Source organism: Pseudomonas sp. SWRI77 (assembly GCF_014269105.1).
GTDB lineage: Bacteria > Pseudomonadota > Gammaproteobacteria > Pseudomonadales > Pseudomonadaceae > Aquipseudomonas > Aquipseudomonas capeferrum.
Window position 1 is genome coordinate 1 of record NZ_JABWRV010000014.1, and the last position, 15,630, is coordinate 15,630.

13 protein-coding genes are annotated in these 15,630 nt (G+C 60.8%); 9 read left to right on the forward strand and 4 right to left on the reverse strand.

Annotated elements, in window-relative coordinates; all coding sequences use genetic code 11:
* Positions 1-373 precede the first annotated feature (373 nt).
* The 9 genes from HU766_RS14820 to HU766_RS14860 all read left to right on the forward strand — a co-directional run bounded on the left by HU766_RS14820 (position 374) and on the right by HU766_RS14860 (position 11,764).
* Positions 374-2,017, forward strand: coding sequence for an acetolactate synthase large subunit (locus HU766_RS14820; protein ID WP_033699916.1), 1,644 nt, complete (start codon positions 374-376; stop codon positions 2,015-2,017).
* Positions 2,018-2,171: 154 nt separating this feature from the next.
* Complete coding sequence (locus HU766_RS14825; protein WP_186658218.1) at positions 2,172-4,106, forward strand: FAD-dependent oxidoreductase; 1,935 nt, start codon at positions 2,172-2,174, stop codon at positions 4,104-4,106.
* Between the two features lie 147 nt (positions 4,107-4,253).
* The gene (locus tag HU766_RS14830) at positions 4,254-5,150 is read left to right on the forward strand and encodes a nitrilase family protein (RefSeq protein ID WP_033699912.1); all 897 of its coding nucleotides are present in this window, start codon (positions 4,254-4,256) and stop codon (positions 5,148-5,150) included.
* Between the two features lie 55 nt (positions 5,151-5,205).
* Positions 5,206-6,315 carry a hypothetical protein gene (locus HU766_RS14835; protein WP_238338618.1) on the forward strand — a complete coding sequence of 370 codons (1,110 nt, stop codon included), beginning with the start codon at positions 5,206-5,208 and terminating at the stop codon, positions 6,313-6,315.
* Positions 6,312-7,304, forward strand: a complete 993-nt coding sequence (locus HU766_RS14840) for an asparaginase (protein WP_033699910.1) — start codon at positions 6,312-6,314, stop codon at positions 7,302-7,304. The genes HU766_RS14835 and HU766_RS14840 overlap by 4 nt, the downstream gene beginning before the upstream one ends.
* Before the next feature lie 89 nt (positions 7,305-7,393).
* The gene (locus HU766_RS14845) at positions 7,394-7,936 is read left to right on the forward strand and encodes a UPF0149 family protein (protein ID WP_186658228.1); all 543 of its coding nucleotides are present in this window, start codon (positions 7,394-7,396) and stop codon (positions 7,934-7,936) included.
* Between the two features lie 161 nt (positions 7,937-8,097).
* Positions 8,098-8,727: a glutathione S-transferase gene (locus HU766_RS14850; RefSeq protein ID WP_186658231.1), complete on the forward strand. Its 630-nt coding sequence runs from the start codon at positions 8,098-8,100 to the stop codon at positions 8,725-8,727.
* Between the two features lie 27 nt (positions 8,728-8,754).
* A complete protein-coding gene (locus HU766_RS14855; protein WP_186658247.1) occupies positions 8,755-10,785 on the forward strand; it encodes a pyridoxamine 5'-phosphate oxidase family protein in 2,031 nt (676 codons plus the stop codon).
* Between the two features lie 82 nt (positions 10,786-10,867).
* Positions 10,868-11,764: a LysR family transcriptional regulator gene (locus tag HU766_RS14860; protein WP_033699904.1), complete on the forward strand. Its 897-nt coding sequence runs from the start codon at positions 10,868-10,870 to the stop codon at positions 11,762-11,764.
* Positions 11,765-11,899: 135 nt separating this feature from the next.
* On the opposite strand, the gene HU766_RS14865 is transcribed toward HU766_RS14860, so the two are convergent.
* From HU766_RS14865 to HU766_RS14880, 4 genes are read right to left on the reverse strand one after another with little or no spacing between them, the layout of a single operon-like run.
* A complete protein-coding gene (locus tag HU766_RS14865; protein WP_186658249.1) occupies positions 11,900-12,769 on the reverse strand; it encodes an aldose 1-epimerase in 870 nt (289 codons plus the stop codon).
* Positions 12,770-12,794: 25 nt separating this feature from the next.
* Entirely contained in the window at positions 12,795-13,718 is a 924-nt protein-coding gene (locus tag HU766_RS14870) for a DMT family transporter (RefSeq protein WP_186658251.1), read from the reverse strand.
* Positions 13,719-13,769: 51 nt separating this feature from the next.
* On the reverse strand, positions 13,770-15,050 hold the full coding sequence (locus tag HU766_RS14875) for a TRAP transporter large permease (RefSeq protein ID WP_186658253.1): 1,281 nt from the start codon (positions 15,048-15,050) through the stop codon (positions 13,770-13,772).
* Positions 15,051-15,578, reverse strand: coding sequence for a TRAP transporter small permease (locus HU766_RS14880; protein WP_186658255.1), 528 nt, complete (start codon positions 15,576-15,578; stop codon positions 15,051-15,053).
* Positions 15,579-15,630: the final 52 nt, after the last annotated feature.

The window sequence follows — 15,630 nt, forward strand, 5'->3', positions numbered from 1 at the left end:
TCCCATCCCGAACTCAGTAGTGAAACGATGCATCGCCGATGGTAGTGTGGGGTCTCCCCATGTGAGAGTAGGTCATCGTCAAGATTCATTTCGCAAAACCCCTATCTGCGCAAGCAGGTAGGGGTTTTGTCTTTCTGGCGTTTTTATAGCTCTAGCCCTGTCCCCCGGCAAAGATGTTTTGTCCGTCCTGTACCTCTTCAACTGCGCTCAAGGGTGCGACAATTAATCCTGTTCGTACACGTGACTTTGCCCTGCCTAGCCTGCGTCAAGACTTAGGTTCGGGGCAACCTCGCGCCCGGATAGAGCGATGCCAGCGTGCCGTGCTGCGCATTTATGGACTTTCACCGTCCTATCACTTGAGGTAGAGAGCAAGATGGCCAAGGCCGCCGATGTCGTTGTGCAATGCCTGGAAAACGAAGGTGTCGAGTATGTGTTCGGCATTCCCGGTGAGGAGAACCTCGACCTGCTGGAATCCCTGCGCAAGTCGAAGATCAAGCTGGTACTGACCCGTCACGAGCAATCCGCGGGCTTCATGGCCGCTACCTATGGCCGCCTGACCGGCAAGACCGGCGTCAGCCTGTCGACCCTCGGCCCCGGCGCGACCAACCTGGTCACCGCCAGTGCCTACGCCTACCTCGGCGGCATGCCGATGATGATGATTACCGGCCAGAAGCCGATCAAGAAGTCCAAACAGGGCCGCTTCCAGATCATCGACGTGTGCGGCATGATGGACCCCATCACCAAGTACACCCACCAGTTCGCCTCGGCCGACAACATCCCTTCGCGCATGCGTGAAGCGTTCCGCCTGGCCGAAGAGGAAAAGCCCGGTGCCGTGCACCTGGAGCTGCCGGAAGACATCGCTGCCGAGCAGACCGATGCCATGCCGATCCCGCGCAGCCTGCACCGTCGTCCGCTGGCCGAACATGTGGCCATCGAAGCCGCCATCGAGAAACTGCGCACCGCGCGCAGCCCGATCCTGGTGATCGGCGCCGGTGCCAACCGCAAGATGACCGCCAAGGTCCTCAAGCAATTGATCGACAAGACCGGTATCCCATTCGTCACCACTCAGCTGGGCAAGGGCGTGGTTGACGAGCGCAGCCCGCGCTTCCTGGGTAACGCTGCGCTGTCGTCCGGTGACTTCGTGCACCGTGCGATCGAAGCCGCCGACCTGATCATCAACATCGGCCACGATGTGATCGAAAAGCCGCCGTTCTTCATGGTCCGTGGCGGCACTGAAGTCATTCACATCAGCTTCCGCTCCGCCGAAGTCGATGCCGTGTACTTCCCACAGGTTGAAGTGATCGGCGACATCGCCAACGCCGTCTGGCAGATCGCCGAAGGCCTGGGCGACACCTCGCACTGGGACTTCACCCGCCTGATGGCCATCCGTGAAGCCAACGAAGCCCAAATCGCCGAAGGCGGCGACGACGACCGCTTCCCGATCTACCCGCAGCGCCTGGTGGCCGACATCCGTCGCGTACTGCCTTCTGAAGGCATCGTGGCTTTGGACAACGGCATCTACAAAATCTGGTTCGCCCGCAACTACAAGGCGCACAAGCCCAACACCGTGCTGCTCGACAACGCCCTGGCGACCATGGGCGCTGGCCTGCCGTCGGCCATGGCAGCGCATCTGGTGTACCCGGACCGCCCGGTGATCTCGGTGTGCGGCGACGGCGGCTTCATGATGAACAGCCAGGAGCTGGAAACTGCAGTCCGTCTGGGCATGCACGTTACCGTGGTGATTCTGCGTGACGACGGCTACGGCATGATCCGCTGGAAGCAGGCGAACATGGGCTTCACCGATTTCGGCCTGGACTACGGTAACCCGGACTTCGTCAAATACGCCGAAGCCTACGGTGCCAATGGCCACCGCGTGGATAGCGCCGAAGGCTTGCTGCCGCTGCTCGAGCACTGCATCAAGACCCCAGGTGTGCACGTGATCGACTGCCCGGTCGACTACAGCGAGAACGACCGCATCCTCAACAGCGAGCTGCGTGAGCGCGCGCTGGCGGTGTAAGGCCTAACCCCTTTGCGAGGCAAGTCGGAGCATCATTCCGACTTGCCCCGTGAATACGTTGGGTCAGCATCGAGTGGTATTAAATAAACACCGCTCTTGCCTACGTAAGCTCCGCCATTCTCATGTTCCCCAACCCCTTGGCGAACATGAGAACATGACTATTGGATCAACGCACAACCACCCCGCTCACTTGGCCATCGAGCCTTCAGCCCCGTCCCAGCCATGGGCTGCACGTTATCCCAATCCACCGGACCTTTGTTTTGATTACCGCCGTTTGATCAGTCAAGCGGGAGGTATAGCCCGTGCCACCCAACCGGATCATCGGATATGCATTATCGGCGCCGGTGTTACTGGTTTGACTGTGGCACGGGAGCTGTTGCGCTGCGGTTTTACCCATATCACCTTGATTGAGCAGTCGCAGCGTATAGGCGGGCGTCATTTGACAGTGGTCAACACGCTTGGAGATCACAAACATCCTACTACCCCATTCGAGATGGGGGCCATGCGCATGCCGTTCTTCAACAGGACAGGAGAGGCGCCCAAGGACGGATGCTCGCTCATGGCCTACTACGCCAGTTTGTTCGAGTTGCGCCTTTCCGACTTTCCCAATCCCGGTACACCTTGGGTGAATGCCACCGGAATCTATCTCCGAGAGGGGCAATTGGATGGGAAGGGTGAGCCCACGTTGTTGTTATGGCGTAACCCAGAGGGGCTGACGCCACCGCCCACGCTCACGCTGCAGAGGGTCTATAACAAATGGCGGCGCTTTGCTGAGCAGTTCGCCGCTCAGGTCGCTGCTCACTATGGCACCCGGGAATGGGAGTCGATGTGGTCTGCCATCGTGGAACGCTATCACCGCCTGTCATTTCGTGATCTGGTGCAATTGCCTGCCCTGGAAAACTGGAGTCCTGAACGTCCGGAAGACTTCGGCGGGTTAGGCATGAACAGCGACGAGTCGGCAATTTTCTACGCGATCGGCATCGGTGATGGCAGTTGGGGAGCATTTTACGACGTTTGTTGCTTGTATCCGCTTCGTACCGCGATCTTTGGTTTCAGCAGCCATTTGCAATTGGTACACGGGCGGGTTGATGAAAGCGGCATACCGTACGCAGCACCTTATTTAGGGGCCGGCCGTCTACCTGATAGCAAAGGGCTCATGTTTCAGGGGCCATCCTATCTCGGTCTGGCATCGATGGATGACTGTCTTCTGTTCATGGAGGTCGGCATACAAGGCACATCGCTGTATGACCACTTAATTCAACGACCCAATGGCCTGCTGACTAATAGTTCAGTCTGCGGGTTGCACAAGCTACCTGATGGCCGTATCCGGGTCGAATATCACTGGCAGCAAAGTAATCCGGAACACAGCCAGCGCTTGGATGATGAATTCGACAGCGTGATTCTTACCACGCCTTCCTGGCTAATTGAAACCCAGATACAAATCAGTGGTTTCAATAGGGAGATTCTGCCACAACCGATCATTGATGCTTGGAAGCAGGCCCATTGGGAAACGAGTTGCAAGGTCTACGCCCCACTGAAGAAAAGCTTCCTCGACTCCAATTTGACGCTCCCGCAGATACTGGTCACTGACAGCTTCGTTCATGATGTTTATGCTTATCGCTACAACGAAAGCTACCCCGATGACTGCATCTTGCTCAGTTACACATGGGAAGATGATGCAACCAAATTGGGTGCATTATCTGACGGGGAATTGGCCCACAAATGCATCAAGGAACTCGACCGAATTCTCCTGCGCTGCTCCAACATGGGGGAGGCAATATCCCCTTATATAGATACTCGAAATATCTGCATACAGCGTTGGATGACAGATAGAAATGCCCTCGGCTGTGCAAAGCTGTATAGAGCTGGCACATATTACGATGCGGTTAGGCTGATGAAGTACAACCGCGATCTGAGTGCTGCTTCTGGCCTTTACCTGGCGGGAGAGTCCTTCTCTGTTGACGCAGGTTGGACCGAGCCATGCCTGCGTACGGCGGTCGATACCGTTATCAACCTCTGCGATCGCACGGCAGCAACGTTCAATGGTGGCTTCACCCTGGAGCATTATCCCCATTATCAAGTGCGGTAATGCGGGCACGGGTAGTCCGTAAGTAGGAACTTTCCTTCAATGTGTGCTCTTTTTCCCTACGAGTGTATGGGAGTGACCTGGCTATCATTCCCAAGCTGAACCCCGCTTTACTGGCGCCCTTCCACAACAACAGAAAAGGAAGCCGCCATGTCTGAATATCGCGTCCCTGTTAGTCCGGTACGAATCGCAGTTATCCAGTGCGACCCTCAGGTGGGGATCGACCACTGTGATAGTAACTTGAGCAGGGGGTTGGCATTGGCCCGCCGGGCTGCGCGAGAGGGTGCCAATCTGATTGTGCTACCGGAACTTGCCAACACCGGTTATACGTTTCAATCGCGGCACGAGGCCTATGCCCATGCGGAGAACCTGCAGGAAGGCCGCAGTCTTCAAGCCTGGGCGGGCTTTGCGCGGGACCATAACGTTTACTTGGCTGCTGGATTCGCTGAGCGAGACGGTATGAAGCTCTATGACAGCGCAGTCCTCTTCGGCCCTGAAGGTATGCTTGGGCACTATCGCAAAGCGCACCTATGGAATCAGGAAAAGCTGTGGTTCACCCCAGGCGACCTCGGTTTCCCTGTTTTCGAAACGCCTATCGGCCGTATCGGCTTGCTCATCTGCTGGGATATTTGGTTTCCTGAAGTCCCTCGTTTGATGGCTGCGCAAGGCGCCGACATTCTCTGCAGCCTTAACAACTGGGTGTGGACGCCGCCGCCGCTATTCGATGAGGCCGGGCGCTGTATGGCGACCTACCTGACCATGACCGCAGCACACGTCAATAACGTTTTTATCGCCGCTGCCAACCGTATTGGCAGTGAGCGTGGTGGGCGCTTTTTGGGCTGTTCACTCATTGCGGGCACCAACGGTTGGCCGATCGGTGAGATTGCAAGTGCAGAAGAGGAGAGCGTCATCTATGCCGATGTCGATCTCAGTGCGGCGCGTTCTGCCCCTATTTGGAACAGTCTCAATGATCTCCCACGAGACCGTCGTACCGACCTCTATGACCCAACCCTCGGTTATCGGCTGCATGCTCCGATGCCGCGCTGAGGACTTGGACATGAAAGATCTAAGATTCCCTATTAGGCAATGGCCATCGCTGTTGATGCTGGTGTGTCTGGCGGCGCTGCTGATCGGTAGCCTGTTATTCGGGCAATGGCCGGACTACACGCAAATGACCGCCACTCTTGATCAGCCGCTAAGCCGGTTACGCTGGATCGTCGGCGACATCAGCGAAGTCGCTTTCTATAAGCACGAGTTGCCGGCGCTGGGCTTACTTCTGGGTGCCTGTCTGGCGCATTGGGCCTATGTTCGTGGCTACCGCTGGCAAGGCTTTGCCATTTGCTATGGCAATGGTCTGTGGCCGTGGGTTTTCACAAGCTCCCTGTTGAGTCTGTTGCTCAGCCACCTGTTGTGGGGGTGGACCCTGGCCGGGGGAGACTGGCAACCGACCTTCGTTGCCTTCGTGTCGTTGCCGGCTGCCATGGTCCTGCTGTTTGGCGGCGGCTGGCAGGTGACAATTAGCGGTGCGGTGCTCGGAGCGCTGTTGGTTACGCCTGCAAGCCTACTGCTGGTCAACTATGTATGTGTCCCCCTGGGGTTGCCGGTGCTCATCGGTAACGTTAGCGGCATGGCTGCGGCAAGCGTTGCGGCCTTCATGATGTGCAAGCGTTTCCCGTCATGGGTGAAGCAGGGGCAAAGGCCTAATGGATTGCAGGCAGTCTGCATTCAGCCTGACTACGGTGTGGTCTGGGTCCTTCGACGCGTCTTGGCTGATTTCAGCGAAGCCCCTTTTTTCGGTAATGAGCTTGCCAGTCTCGGCTTGTTGCTGGGCCTGCTGTTGGCTTACGTGATTGCCCCCGCTGCACCTGCCTACGGCTCGCAAATGGTCGTGCAGATGGTGGCAGGGCAAGCTCTGGCGTCATTGGTGGGTGTGTTGGTGTGGCGTCGTCAATGGCAAGCGCGTGGCTGGTATCCCACATACATACCCATTGTCTCGATCGTTCCTGTTGCCGTACTGACTCACGGCGGTGACTGGCAGGTTGTAGTGATCAGCGCAGTGCTGGGGGCGCTGCTCTCCCCGCCGTTGGCGACGGCCATCAGTGAGCGGCTGCCGAGCCATGTGCATGGCTATATCGGTAATGTCCTGTCCATGGCCATCAGCACGTTGGCAATAGTGCCGTTGGTAGGACTCATTGCAGAAGGTGGGGTATGACTGAGGCTACTACACGACTGCCTCGGCTGGCGATCGCCAGCCTGGGTGGCACAGTGAGCATGCAGACTGGTGCGGTGGAATGTGGTGTAACGCCAACGCTCGATTGTGAGAAGCAATTGTCAATGCTGCCGGAGTTGAGGGAGATGGCGCTTCTCGAAGTGGCGACGCTGGGTATGGTACCCAGCGCTTCACTTGGGTTCATGATGCTTCTTGAAGTACTGGCATGGGCGCGCGATCAGGTGGAGCGGGGTGCACAGGCCGTGATTCTCACCCAGGGAACGGATACGCTGGAGGAGACGGCTTATTTCTTCGACCTGCTTTGGCCATTGGATACACCTTTGGTGCTGACCGGTGCGATGCGCTCGGCAAGCCAGCCGGGAAGTGATGGGCCGGCGAACATACTGGCAGCAGCACAGGTGGCGTTAGCCCCTGCCAGCCATAGGCGCGGCGTGCTGGTCGTGATCAACGACCAGATCCACAGCGCGGCGAGCGTTCGCAAGACTGCCAGCTTGGCGATGGCTGCTTTTGAGTCACCCGGCAGGGGTCCCCTTGGTGAAGTGGTCGAGGGGGTTGCGTTCTATCATCAACAGCCTCCGCCACGCTTCGTATTGCCACTCCCCCATCGTCTAGAGCATCGCGTTGTACTGTTGGAGGCCTGCCTGGATGCGGATACTGCCCTTTTGCAGGCCCTGCCGATGCTGGGCTACGAAGGTTTGGTCATTGCCGGCTTTGGTGCAGGGCACGTCTCTGGCAACTGGTCCGAGATGCTGGAGCAACTGCTGCCGAGCATGCCGATCATAGTTGCTAGCCGCACAGGCAGTGGCCCTACGGCGCGGGCGACCTATGGGTTTGTCGGCGCCGAGATTGACCTGCAGAAACAGGGCGTGCACATGGCGGGGCAGCTTTGCCCGCGCAAGTGTCGAATTCTGCTTTGGTTACTGATCGGCACGGGGAGACAGTCACTGTTACATACCTGGCTTAATCAGTAGAGAAACTGCCCGCAGCAGCATAGCTGTGGGCAGTCTTCCGGTGCTTGCTGTGCTAGGGTGCTTGCACTTTTGCTTAACAGGTAATCTCGATGCTCCGCGCCCTCAGCGAAAAAGAACTCCACCGCCTTGAAGACCTGCTGATCACTTACGGCAACGATTATTCGGTGATCAACCTGGCCGAGCTCAATGGCTTTTTCACCGCCCTTGCCAGCTCGCCGGTCACTGTCCACCCCGAACAATGGTTACCTGCCGTTGCAGGTGGCAAGGTGCCAAACTTCAAGAAGCCTGCGCACGAAGAGGCCTACACGGCGCTGATGTTGCGTTATGCCAGCCAGGTGGCGGAAGAGCTCGCTGACAACGTCGATCACTTCGAGCCGGTATTCGAAGAAGGTGAAGACGGAGTGATCATCATGGAGGAGTGGTGCTTCGGTTACATGCGCGGCACCCAGGTCGCAGGCTGGAGCGAGTTGCCTGCGGAGCAGGATCCCCTGCTCAAAGCGATCTCGCTGCACGGCCTGGAAGACAATTTCGAGTTGCTCGACCAAATGAGCGAGGACGACATTCAAGCCTGTGTCCCCCATGTAATCGACGCGGCACGCGCGTTGTACCGTTTCCATCGTCAGCGTCATTGAAGCGACCGCATCCCCTGTAGAAGCGGCCTGATGTCGCTTCTACCCCGATTGTTTCGCTGATCGAAATTATCGTTTCCCTCCCGCGCTAATTCTGTTGCCTGTCGAATCAGTTCAACATGGCCTCCATCAGCCCATTCCGGTGCTGTCCAGGAGCCAAGCCCATGTCGAGCCCAATCAAACTCTACAACTTCCCCAAGTCCGGCCACGCCCACCGCATTGAGCTGATGCTCTCGCTGCTGAACCTGCCCACCGAGCTGGTCTTCGTCGACCTGGCCAAGGGTGCGCATAAGCAGCCCGAGTTCCTTGCCCTCAACCCGTTCGGCCAAGTCCCCGTCATCGATGACAACGGCACGGTCGTCGCCGACTCGAATGCCATCCTGGTGTACCTGGCCAAGCAGTACGACAACGGCACCTGGTTGCCCGAGGAACCCGCAGCCGCAGCCCGCGTGCAACACTGGTTATCGGTTGCAGCAGGGCCCTTGGCGTTCGGCCCGGCCGCCGCTCGCCTGGTCACCGTGTTCGGTGCTTCGTTCAACACCGATGAAGTCATCGGTCGTGCCCATACCCTGCTCAAGGTGATTGACGCCGAACTGGCCAAGTCCCCCTTCCTGGCTGGCAGCACGCCCACCATCGCCGACGTCGCCAACTATTCCTATATCGCCCACGCACCGGAAGGCAATGTCTCGCTGGAGCCTTACGCCAACGTGCGCAGTTGGCTGGCGCGGGTCGAGGCGTTGCCAGGTTTCGTGCCGATGCCACGCACTGCGGCGGGCCTGCAAGCCACCGTTTAAGCCCCAACCCTTCCGAGGAATGCCACCATGCATCAGCTACCAGGCCATCGCTCGTCACCTTGGCACAGCGGTGAGAAGACCCTGCAGGAAAAGGTCGGTGTGTCGGAGCGCATGGAGGTGTTCGGGCAGAAGGTAATCCGCGACCACATGCCCGATCAGCATCGCGCGTTCTATCAGCAACTGCCGTTCATGGTGGCGGGCAGCGTGGATGCCTATGGCAAACCGTGGGCGACGCTGCTCGAAGGCCCGGAAGGCTTCGTCAGCTCGTCCCACCCGCGGCAGCTGATGATCGATGCGTACCTGAACGCAGATGACCCTGCCACACAAGGCCTGGCGGGCGGGCAGGCGATCGGGCTGCTGGGCATCGAACTGCATACCCGCCGGCGCAACCGCATCAACGGCATGATCAGCCAGGCAACCAACGGCCAGCTGCAAGTAACCGTGGAGCAGTCGTTCGGCAACTGCCCGCAGTACATTCAACGGCGCGACTACACCCGTATCGATGAGCCCGCACAAGGTCGCTTCGATGCGACAGCACTCGATGCCCGCGCCGTTGCCATGATCGAGCTGGCCGATACCTTCTTCGTCGCAAGCTACGTGGACCACGAAGACGGCCAGCGTTCGGTGGACGTGTCCCACCGCGGCGGCCGGCCAGGGTTCGTCAAGGTCGAAGGCAACCGCCTGAGCATTCCCGACTACGCTGGCAACCTGCATTTCAACACGCTGGGCAACTTGCTGGTCAACCCCATGGCTGGCTTGCTGTTCATCGACTTTGCCACGGGCAATGTACTGCAGTTGTCCGGGCGTGCCGAGGTGATACTGGACAGCCCTGCCATCACCGCCTTCGAGGGGGCTGAGCGGCTGTGGACCCTGGAGGTCGAGCAGGTGGTGTGGCGCCCGGCAGCGGTGTCGTTGCGCTGGGCGTTCCAGGAATACGCGCCGACCAGTCTGATGACCGGTACCTGGGCAGAGGCCGACGCGCGCCTGCAGCAGCGCGAGCGCCAGCGCCAGTGGCTGGCGTGGCGCGTGGTGCGCCTGGAGCAGGAGAGCCGGGATATACGCTCCTTCTACCTGGCGGCAGATGCACCCGTGCAGTTTGCGCCGGGGCAGCATATCCCTGTGCGTATCGCGCTGGGCAGTGACGCCCCGCTGGTTCGCACTTACAGCGTCTCCAGCGCGCCGTCGGACGGCTACCTGCGCATCAGCGTCAAGGCCCAGGGCCCGGCCTCGCGCTATCTGCATGAACGCATCGCCGTGGGGGATCTGCTTGACGTGCGGCTGCCCATGGGCAGTTTTACCCTGAATGAGCAAAGCGAACGGCCGATCGTACTGATCGGCGCGGGCGTGGGCATCACCCCACTCATCGCCATGTTGCGCGAGCAATTGGCCAAGCGTCAGGCACGGCGTATTCACCTGTTTCACGGTGCCCGCAGCCTGGCGGATTTACCGTTCCAGCAAGAGCTGGCCAGCCTGCAGCAGCAGGCTGGCGCGCTGTTAGGCCTGTACCGCTGCCTCAGCCAGCCTGAAGCAGAGGCTGTGCTGGGCCGCGATTACGAACATGCTGGCCGGTTGGGCATCGAGCAGGTGAAGGCTACGCTGACGCTGGATGACTATGACTTCTACCTGTGCGGCCCCGCCCGTTTTACCCAGGACCTGTACGAAGGGCTGCGCACCGTGAACGTGCCCGACGCCCGCATCCATGCCGAAGCCTTCGGGCCCTCGACGCTCAGGCGGCACACCGATGACGACCAGCCTGTGCTGCAACAGCCGCCGGCTGCCAGCGCACCCGTGCCGGTGTACTTTGCCAGCTCGGCCAAGGAGGCGCGCTGGGCACCGGGCAGCGGGACCTTGCTCGAACTTGCCGAAGCGCGCGGGCTGTCGCCGGACTTCAGTTGCCGGGGCGGTTCGTGTGGCACCTGCAAGACCCGGGTAGTGAGCGGCCAGGTGCATTACACCAACCCACCAGCGGAAATGCCTGATGAGGGCACAGTGTTGATCTGCTGTGCAGTGCCTGCCAACGTGGGGGAGGGCGGGCAGGCCCTGGTGCTGGAACTTTGATGCGGTCTGCAAGGGCTCTTGCAGCAGCACAAAACCTGCTGATACCCGATAATCCCCCAACCCCCGACGCCCAGGAGCTGGCATGGACCACATCCACCTGATGAAGGTATTCGTCGCGGTCGGCGAGCTGGAAAGCTTCGCCGCCGCCGCCCGCCGGCTGGACATCTCGCCTGCGGCGGTGACGCGTGCCGTCAGTGCACTGGAAGAGCAGTTGGGTGTCAAGCTGCTGCTGCGCACCACGCGCAGCGTGCGCCTGACCGAGGCGGGAGGCCGCTACTTGGAAGACACCCGCCACATACTTGCCAGCATCCTCGAAGCCAACGAGGCGGCCGCTGGCATCAACGCCACGCCCAAGGGCGACCTGGCCGTCACCGCGCCGATCCTGTTCGGCAAGAAGTTCGTCATGCCGTGCATCGTACGGTACTTGCAGCAGTACCCCGAAGTGGATGTATCTGCCTACTTTCTCGACCGCATCGTCAACATGGTCGAGGAGGGCATGGACGTGGCCGTGCGCATCGGCCCGCTACCAGACTCGGGGCTGAAGGCACTGCGGGTGGGCAGGGTGCGGCGCATGCTCTGCGCCTCGCCCGACTACCTGGCGCGCCACGGCGTACCGCAGCACCCCTCGGATTTGCCGGACCATGCGGTAATCGGCACCACCAACCTTTCACCCCGGGCGGGTTGGCGCTTCGGCGTCACCGATGAACCGACCTTGGTGCGCATGAAGCCCCGGCTGACGGTGACCAGCAATGACGGGGCGATTGCCGCAGCCAGCGGTGGGTTGGGGATTGCACGGTTGTTGTCTTACCAGGTGGCGGACGAGGTGGCGAGTGGGCAATTGCAGGTGATTCTTGCCGAGTACGAGGAGGCGCCCTGGCCGATTCATGTGTTGCACCGTGAGAGCAAATACGGATCGGCCAAGGTGAGGGCATTCATCGACATGCTGGCCCATGAACTGCGGGCTCAAGGATTGGATTGAGGTCGTACAACTAGCCATTTCTCTGCCGGAAGTGCCGGTGCTGCCTTGGCCACGGGCTAGCAGAGCATGGTGTTCACCTTGGTGTTCGGCATCCTGGTGACGCAGATTGGTTACAGCCCGCTGCAGGCAAACCGGTTACAAGGCCTGGTATTGCATCCTGAAGCCCAGGCTCATTTCTTCACCCTGTTGCAGCAAGCGCAAGCCTGGTCGCCCGGGCAGGTGGTGCGCATTGATCGGGTGGCTGACCGGTTCAAAGCAGAAGAACGCCTTGCCCGGTGGGCAGAACAACAAAAAGTGCTCGCAGCCACTGGCCGTGCAGGCCAGCGAATAGCCCGCGCTGGGCTGTTCGATCACGCAACTGCCAGGCCAACCCCCAAACGCATGATCGACACCCGTCGCTGGCAACGCGCCCGGCGCCTCGAAGCACCAGTCTGCAGGCACCTCTGCCAGGTGTGACGGCAGCCGGCCGTCTTCCGCCAGCCACACATGCTGCGCCGCTGCCCGTAGCCGGGTGTCGGGGTAGCGGGGGAAGTAAGGGTGCAGCCCCAGTCCGTACCAGGTGGCAGCTTCGTCCAGGTGGGTCACATGCAAGTCAAGGTTCAGGCAACCCTCATGCAGGTGTACATCCAGCGTCGCCCGGTAGGCAAATGGCAGCGTACTGTCGAGCGACAGCCGGGCGCGGCGCTCGCTGTGGTGGTCCACATGCCAGGCCTGCTGCCAGGCGCTGCCATGAATCGGGTAAGGGTCGTGGGCGGTGTTGGGCGGCAAGGCCAGCCAGCCCTCGGGCCGTGCGAAGCCCCCTTCGGCAATCCGGTTGGACCACGGCGCCAACGGGTAGCAGGCCAGCTGCCGCGGCGTACCGCTGGCCAGCGCGGCGGGGTCGGAGTGGCGCAGTAGCGCCTGCCCGGTCGCCTTCACCTGCCAGTTGATCAGGCTGGCGCCCAGGTCGGGCGTTAGGCTCAATCGGGTCAGGTGGTCTTGCAGGTGCAGTTCGGTCACAGCCATCAGTGGCTCCTTCGAAAGTGTGTGGTCAGCTCGCCCGGCGGTAGGTCAGCAGCACGATGCCGCACACCACCACGGCCCCGCCGATCAACTGCAGGGTGCTCAGGCGTTGATCGAGCAACGCCCAGCCCAGCAGCAAGGTGGCGATCGGCTCGATATTCATCACCGGCGCGTTCTGCGCCATGTTCAGCCGTGGCACACAGACGAACAGCAGGGTAAAGGCCACGCCATACAGCACCACCAGGCTGGCCAAGGCCGCCCAGCCGCTGGCGCTGACGGGCATCGACAACCCCGAAGGCATCACCCCGCTGACGCCGGCGACCAGCATGCTGGAGAACACGATCAGCAAGGTCAGCAGGCTGCGTACCGGGCCGCGCACGGCTGCCAGTTTGTGATCGGTGATCCACAAGGCGCAGGCGAAGACACATGCAGCGCAGAATGCCAGGCTGACACCCAGGGCCCAGTGCGGGTTGGCATCGCCACTGTCGGCCAGCCGTGCCGGCACATCCAGCGCCAGCACCAGGCCACAAAGGATCAGACCCATGAACAGCACGGTACGGCCGGTCGGGCGCGCACCGCCCAGCGCCCAGCTAAGCAGTGCCAGCAACATCGGGAAGGTATTGCCCACCAGCAGCGCCAGTGCCACCGGAATGCGCGCCACCGCCGAATACAGGCACAGGCTCTGCGTGGCAATCAGCAGGCCGAGCAGCAATTGCCAGCGCCGTGTGCCCGCCGGCATGCCGAGTGCCTGGCGCTGCCACAACAGCAGGCCAGCCAGGACCAGGAAGGTAATGCCTGAGCGGCAGAGGATCGCCAGCAGCACGCCGGTGCCGTCATCGAACGCGATGCGCGCGGCGATGTGGTTGGCGGCGAACGCGCACGCCAGCAGCGCCAGCAGTGCAATTGCCAGCTTGCGCGGAAAGAGGGTTGCGACAGAAGAGGGAACAGCCATGTGCAGGATCCATTTGCAGAGAACGGGGCTGCAGCGCAGCCCCATTGGCATTTACAGCACGACGCTCGGCAGCCACAGCGAGATGGCCGGGATGTAGGTCACGGCCATCAACACCATGAACAGCGCCAGGTAGAACGGCAGCAGCGCCTTTATCGTGGCCTCGATGCTCACCTTGCCGATGGCCGCCCCCACGAACAGCACCGCACCCACCGGTGGTGTGATCAGCCCGATGCCGAGGTTCACCAGCATGATCATGCCGAAGTGCACCGGGTCCACGCCGATGCCGGTAATCACCGGCAGCAGGATCGGGGTGAGGATCAGGATCAGCGGCGCCATGTCCATCACCGTGCCCAGCAGCAACAGCATGAAGTTGATGCACATGAGGATCACATAGCGGTTGTCCGACAGGGTCAGGAACGCCGTGGTGATCTTCGAGGGAATCTGCATCAGCGTCATCACGTAGCCAAAGCTTGCGGCAAAGCCGATCAAGATCATCACGATCGAGATGGTGCGTACCGTGCGGTGCATCAGCTTGGGCAGGTCACGCCACTTGTAGTCGCGGTAGATGAACATGGTCACGAAGAACGACCAGACCACCGCCACGGCTGCCGACTCTGTCGCGGTGAACACGCCCGACAGAATACCGCCGAGGATGATGACCATCGCCATCAACCCCCACAGCGCCTCACCGGCGATCTTCAATGCCTGGCGAAGCGGGATCACTTCGCCTTTGGGGTAGTTGCGTTTCTTCGCGAAGATCAGGCACAGCCCCATCATCACTGCGCTCAGCAACAGCCCGGGCATGACCCCGGCCATGAACAGCGAGGCGATCGACACCGTGCCGCCGGCGGCCAGCGAGTACAGCACCGAGTTGTGGCTGGGCGGGGTCAGCAGCGCCTGCACCGAGCCACTGACGGTCACTGCGGTAGAGAACTCACGCGGGTAGCCCTTGCGCTCCATTTCCGGGATCAGCACCGAACCTACCGACGCGGTGTCGGCTACGGAAGAGCCAGAGATTGCGCCAAAGAACGTCGAGGCCATGATGTTGACCAGCGACAGCCCGCCGCGCACGAAGCCTACCAGCACCCCGGCGAACGCCACCAGCCGGCGTGACATGCCGCCTTCGGCCATGATCGCGCCGGCCAGCACGAAGAACGGAATCGCCAGCAGCGAAAACTTGTTAACCCCACTGGCGACCTGGATCATCATCGCCTGCAGCGGGATGTCGATCCACCAGGCGCCGATCAATGCCGATAGGCCCAGCGCATAGGCCACCGGCATGCCGATCAGGATCAGCGCGATGAAACTGCCCAACAGAATGAACGCATCCATTTACGCAGCTCCTTCGTTTTCTTCGACCAGGTCAAAGCGCACCACCTTGCGGTTGCTTTGATCGCCCAGCAGGAGTCTTTCCAGCACGAACACCAGCGTCAGCACGCCACCGATCGGGATCGGCGCGTAGGTCATGCCCACCCGCACACCGGGCAGCGAGGCCAGCGACTGGTTCCAGGTGGTGATGCACAGCCTGGTGCCGTAGTAGGTCATGAACACGCACACCACGATCATCAGCAGTTGCACCAGCAGCGCGACCAGCTGGCGCTGCAGCGGTGGCAAACGGTCGGTGATCATCCCCACCGCCATATGCGCCCCGGCGCGGTAGCTGGCGGCGGCACCGACGAAAGTGAACACCACCATCAGCAGGATCGAGACTGGCTCTGGCCAGCTGGAGCCGGTGCCCAGCACGTAGCGGGCGAAGATGCCCCACGGAATGATCAGCGTCATGGCCAGGATCGACAGGCCCGCGATCCAGATGCAACTGCGGTACAGCGTGTCGTTCACGCTCAGGAAAAGCGATTTCATAGGCATCACCAAAGCGGCAGTGCGGCGGCCGCCGCACTGCCGAGGTCGTCTT

Excerpts from the sequence above, each read along its gene's own strand:
- HU766_RS14820 (WP_033699916.1), top strand. The coding sequence starts at position 374 with ATGGCCAAGGCCGCCGATGTCGTTGTGCAATGCCTGGAAAACGAAGGT.
- HU766_RS14825 (WP_186658218.1), top strand. The coding sequence starts at position 2,172 with ATGACTATTGGATCAACGCACAACCACCCCGCTCACTTGGCCATCGAG.
- HU766_RS14830 (WP_033699912.1), top strand. The coding sequence starts at position 4,254 with ATGTCTGAATATCGCGTCCCTGTTAGTCCGGTACGAATCGCAGTTATC.
- HU766_RS14835 (WP_238338618.1), top strand. The coding sequence starts at position 5,206 with ATGCTGGTGTGTCTGGCGGCGCTGCTGATCGGTAGCCTGTTATTCGGG.
- HU766_RS14840 (WP_033699910.1), top strand. The coding sequence starts at position 6,312 with ATGACTGAGGCTACTACACGACTGCCTCGGCTGGCGATCGCCAGCCTG.
- HU766_RS14845 (WP_186658228.1), top strand. The coding sequence starts at position 7,394 with ATGCTCCGCGCCCTCAGCGAAAAAGAACTCCACCGCCTTGAAGACCTG.
- HU766_RS14850 (WP_186658231.1), top strand. The coding sequence starts at position 8,098 with ATGTCGAGCCCAATCAAACTCTACAACTTCCCCAAGTCCGGCCACGCC.
- HU766_RS14855 (WP_186658247.1), top strand. The coding sequence starts at position 8,755 with ATGCATCAGCTACCAGGCCATCGCTCGTCACCTTGGCACAGCGGTGAG.
- HU766_RS14860 (WP_033699904.1), top strand. The coding sequence starts at position 10,868 with ATGGACCACATCCACCTGATGAAGGTATTCGTCGCGGTCGGCGAGCTG.
- HU766_RS14865 (WP_186658249.1), bottom strand. The coding sequence starts at position 12,769 with ATGGCTGTGACCGAACTGCACCTGCAAGACCACCTGACCCGATTGAGC.
- HU766_RS14870 (WP_186658251.1), bottom strand. The coding sequence starts at position 13,718 with ATGGCTGTTCCCTCTTCTGTCGCAACCCTCTTTCCGCGCAAGCTGGCA.
- HU766_RS14875 (WP_186658253.1), bottom strand. The coding sequence starts at position 15,050 with ATGGATGCGTTCATTCTGTTGGGCAGTTTCATCGCGCTGATCCTGATC.
- HU766_RS14880 (WP_186658255.1), bottom strand. The coding sequence starts at position 15,578 with ATGAAATCGCTTTTCCTGAGCGTGAACGACACGCTGTACCGCAGTTGC.